This is a genomic window from Pseudomonas sp. P5_B2 (assembly GCF_056400445.1).
The window spans coordinates 1-4,854 of sequence record NZ_JBFULH010000314.1; the positions used below are offsets into that span (position 1 = coordinate 1).

The 4,854-nt window shown below is 59.6% G+C and carries 2 protein-coding genes; one reads left to right on the forward strand and one right to left on the reverse strand.

Annotation, left to right across the window (positions count from 1 at the left end; translation table 11 throughout):
• Positions 1–144: 144 nt before the first annotated feature.
• Positions 145–1,629 carry a sodium/proline symporter PutP gene (gene putP / locus AC1DRJ_RS19265; RefSeq protein WP_477803549.1) on the reverse strand — a complete coding sequence of 495 codons (1,485 nt, stop codon included), beginning with the start codon at positions 1,627–1,629 and terminating at the stop codon, positions 145–147.
• Between the two features lie 464 nt (positions 1,630–2,093).
• On the opposite strand from putP, the gene putA reads away from it, so the two are divergent.
• Positions 2,094–4,854 (forward strand): trifunctional transcriptional regulator/proline dehydrogenase/L-glutamate gamma-semialdehyde dehydrogenase (putA, locus tag AC1DRJ_RS19270; protein ID WP_477803550.1); only part of this gene is annotated, 2,761 nt, incomplete at its 3' end.

Here is a 4,854-nt window from a genome sequence, read left to right on the forward strand (position 1 = left end):
GCTGACACACCGCCTTCGCGAGCAAGCCCGCTCCCACATTGGAATTTCGATACCACGAGATCTGCGCAAAAAAAACGGCCCGCCTCCAAAAGGAAGCGGGCCGTTTTCATGTTCAGCGAATGGTCAGAGCCTAAGCTCCTCCCATCACTTGTTCAGGCGGAAATCAGCCTCGGCAGCAGCAAAACGCTGCAGCATGCCGTGAGTCGGCGCGCCCAGTTTGCTGACGATGTAGATGGCCAGGCTGGCGAAGATGAAGCCAGGGATGATTTCGTACAGGCCCAGCAGTTCGAAGTGTTTCCAGACGATCACGGTGATCGCGCCGACCAGGATGCCGGCCAGTGCGCCGTTGCGGGTCATGTCTTTCCAGATCACCGAGATCAGCACAACTGGACCGAACGCAGCACCGAAACCGGCCCAGGCGTAGCTGACCAGACCCAGTACGCGGTTTTCCGGGTTAGCGGCCATCGCGATGGCGATCAGGGCAACCAGCAGCACCATGGCGCGGCCGACCCAGACCAGTTCCACCTGGGAAGCGGATTTACGCAGGAAGGTTTTGTAGAAGTCTTCTGTCAGGGCGCTGGAGCACACCAGCAACTGGCAGCTCAAGGTGCTCATTACGGCAGCCAGAATGGCCGACAGCAAGATACCGGCAATCCATGGGTTGAAGAGGATTTTCGCCAGTTCGATGAACACACGTTCGTGGTTTTCAGCCACAGGGCCTGCCGCGTCCGGGTTTGCAGAGAAGTAAGCAATGCCGAAGAAGCCCACCGCTACGGTCCCGCCCAGGCACAGGATCATCCAGGTCATGGAGATGCGACGGGCGTTGGCAATCGACTTGACCGAATCCGCCGCCATGAAACGCGCGAGGATGTGCGGCTGGCCGAAGTAACCCAGGCCCCAACCCATCAGCGAAATGATGCCGATGAAGGTGGTGTTTTTCAGCATGTCGAAGTTGCTTGGGTTTTGCGCTTCGATGGCCAGGAAAGTGGTGTCGACACCACCGGTCGCCAGCAGCACGATGATCGGCGTCAGCAACAGGGCGAAGATCATCAGCGTGGCTTGTACGGTATCGGTCCAGCTCACGGCCAGGAAACCRCCGACGAAGGTGTAGGCAATSGTWGCCGCMGCGCCGGCCCACAGCRCTGTCTCGTAGGACATGCCGAAGGTGCTTTCGAACAAACGGGCGCCGGCAACGATGCCGGAGGCGCAGTAAATGGTGAAGAACACCAGGATCACCACCGCAGAAATGATCCGCAGCAGGCCGCTTTTGTCTTCGAAACGGCTGGAGAAGTAATCCGGCAGGGTCAGGGCATCACCGTTGTGCTCGGTCTGCACGCGCAGACGGCCAGCGACGAACAGCCAGTTCAGGTAAGCACCGATGATCAGGCCAATGGCGATCCAGCTTTCGGACAGACCGGACATGTAGATGGCGCCCGGCAGGCCCATCAACAACCAGCCGCTCATGTCGGAGGCGCCGGCGGACAAAGCTGTCACGACGCTGCCCAGGCTGCGACCGCCCAGAATGTAGTCAGAAAGGTTGTTGGTGGAGCGATAGGCCATGAAGCCGATCAGCACCATTGCTGCGATGTAGATCACAAACGTGATCAGGGTTGGATTGCTTACGCTCATTAAGTGATGCCCTGGCTTTGTTTTTATGTAGCGGCAGCGTGTGAAACCGCCGACAAACGACAACGTTTGTTCAGACGATTTCGAAGCCTGCGCATTTAATGACTGATGTTTCCCCAGGAAAGCCATCAGCCGGTGCACCGATTTTTCATCCGGTTGCACCTTGGGGCGCGAATCCTATTCAACAACGTAAATAGGGTGCAACCCATTTCTTGGGAATAAGTTGCACCCAAGCTGATTTTCTTAAGAAACGGATGTTTTTGCTTCCTTTTAGGGCAGTTACGACGATTTCCTAGAAGCAAAAGCACCAAGGCGAAGCGGTACCATAGTCCCGGAAATTAATTCCTGATGAACTGCCGATTATTCCGATAAAAAAAGGGTTGCACCCGGTTGCACCTCCACGATTGCACGGCTAATCTTGCCGCCAGCTGATGCCACGCGGTCGTGGCAAATATGAGGATAAAAAAATGGCTACTACCACCCTTGGGGTCAAACTTGACGACCCGACCCGCGAGCGCCTCAAGGCCGCCGCGAGCTCGATTGATCGCACGCCGCACTGGCTGATCAAACAGGCAATTTTCAATTACCTGGAAAAACTCGAAGGTGGTGCAACCCTGACCGAGCTGAGTGGTTTGATCAGCAAAGACGCTGACGACACCGGTGAAGTCCATGCCGACCACGCGCACCAGTGCTTCCTCGAATTCGCCGAAAGCATCCTGCCGCAATCGGTGCTGCGTGCTTCGATCACCGCCGCCTACCGTCGCCCTGAGCCGGAAGTGGTGCCAATGCTGATCGAACAGGCTCGCCTGCCGGTGGCCATGGCCGAAGCAACTAACAAACTCGCCGCCTCGATTGCCGAAAAACTGCGCAATCAGAAAAGCGCCGGTGGCCGTGCCGGCATTGTTCAGGGGCTGCTGCAGGAATTTTCCTTGTCGTCCCAGGAAGGCGTGGCACTGATGTGCCTGGCCGAAGCGCTGCTGCGCATCCCGGACAAAGGCACCCGCGACGCGCTGATCCGCGACAAGATCAGCACCGGCAACTGGCATCCACACTTGGGCAACAGCCCGTCGCTGTTCGTCAACGCGGCCACCTGGGGCTTGTTGCTGACCGGCAAACTGGTCGCCACGCATAACGAAGCAGGTTTGACTTCGTCCCTGAGCCGCATCATCGGCAAGAGCGGCGAGCCGATGATCCGCAAGGGCGTCGACATGGCCATGCGCCTGATGGGCGAGCAGTTCGTCACCGGCGAAACCATCGCCGAAGCCCTGGCCAATGCGAGCAAGTTCGAAGCCAAGGGTTTCCGCTATTCCTACGACATGCTCGGTGAAGCGGCACTGACCGAGCACGATGCCCAGAAATATCTGGCCTCGTACGAACAAGCCATTCACTCGATAGGCAAAGCGTCCCACGGCCGTGGGATTTATGAAGGCCCGGGCATTTCCATCAAGCTCTCGGCACTGCACCCGCGTTACAGCCGTGCGCAGTACGAGCGTGTGATGGATGAGTTGTACCCGCGCCTGCTGTCGCTGACCTTGCTGGCCAAGCAATACGACATCGGCCTGAATATCGACGCCGAAGAAGCTGACCGCCTGGAGCTGTCGCTGGATCTGCTGGAGCGCCTGTGCTTCGAGCCGCAACTGACCGGCTGGAACGGCATCGGTTTCGTGATTCAGGCGTATCAGAAGCGCTGCCCGTACGTGATCGACTACGTGATCGACCTGGCTCGTCGCAGCCGTCATCGCCTGATGATCCGCCTGGTAAAAGGCGCGTACTGGGACAGCGAAATCAAGCGCGCCCAGGTCGAAGGCCTGGAAGGCTACCCGGTCTACACCCGCAAGGTGTACACCGACGTTTCCTACATCGCTTGCGCCCGCAAACTGCTGTCGGTGCCGGAAGTCATCTACCCGCAATTCGCCACGCACAATGCCCACACCCTGTCGGCCATTTACCACATCGCCGGTCAGAACTATTACCCGGGTCAGTACGAGTTCCAGTGCCTGCACGGCATGGGTGAACCGCTGTACGAACAGGTTGTAGGTAAAGTTTCCGAAGGCAAGCTGAACCGTCCGTGCCGCGTGTACGCACCGGTCGGTACTCACGAAACGCTGCTGGCGTACCTGGTACGTCGTCTGCTGGAAAACGGCGCGAACACTTCGTTCGTCAACCGCATCGCCGACCAATCCATTTCGATCCAGGAGCTGGTGGCCGATCCAGTGGCCAGCATCGAGCAGATGGCGACGCTGGAAGGCGGCTTCGGCCTGCCGCACCCGCGTATCCCGTTGCCGCGTGACCTGTATGGTACCGAGCGCGCCAACTCCAGCGGCATCGACATGGCCAACGAACATCGTCTGGCTTCGCTGTCCTGCGCCCTGCTGGCCACTGCTCACAACCACTGGAAAGCCGCGCCGATGCTCGGTTGCGCCTCCAGCACTGAAACCCCTGCGCCGGTGCTGAACCCGTCCGATTTGCGTGACGTGGTGGGCCATGTGCAGGAAGCCACCGTCGATGACGTTGATAACGCCATCCAGTGCGCCTTGAACGCCGCGCCGATCTGGCAGGCCACCCCGCCCGCCGAACGCGCCGCGATTTTGGAACGCGCCGCCGATTTGATGGAAGGCGAGATCCAGCCGCTGATGGGCCTGCTGGCTCGCGAAGCCGGCAAGACTTTCGCCAACGCCATCGCTGAAGTGCGTGAAGCCGTGGACTTCCTGCGTTATTACGCGGTGCAGGCACGCAACGATTTCACCAACGACGCCCACCGCCCATTGGGTCCGGTCGTCTGCATCAGCCCGTGGAACTTCCCTCTGGCCATTTTCAGTGGCCAAGTCGCGGCCGCATTGGCTGCCGGCAACCCGGTACTGGCCAAGCCTGCGGAACAAACTCCGCTGGTCGCGGCTCAAGCCGTGCGCTTACTGCTCGAAGCCGGGATTCCGGAAGGCGTGCTGCAACTGCTGCCGGGCCGTGGCGAAACCGTCGGTGCCGGACTGGTAGGTGACGATCGCGTTAAAGGCGTGATGTTCACCGGCTCCACCGAAGTCGCTCGTTTGCTGCAACGCAACATCGCCGGCCGCCTGGATGCCCAGGGCCGCCCGATCCCGCTGATCGCCGAAACCGGTGGCCAGAACGCGATGATCGTCGACTCTTCGGCACTGACCGAACAGGTTGTCATCGACGTGGTGTCGTCGGCTTTCGACAGCGCGGGTCAACGTTGCTCGGCACTGCGCGTAC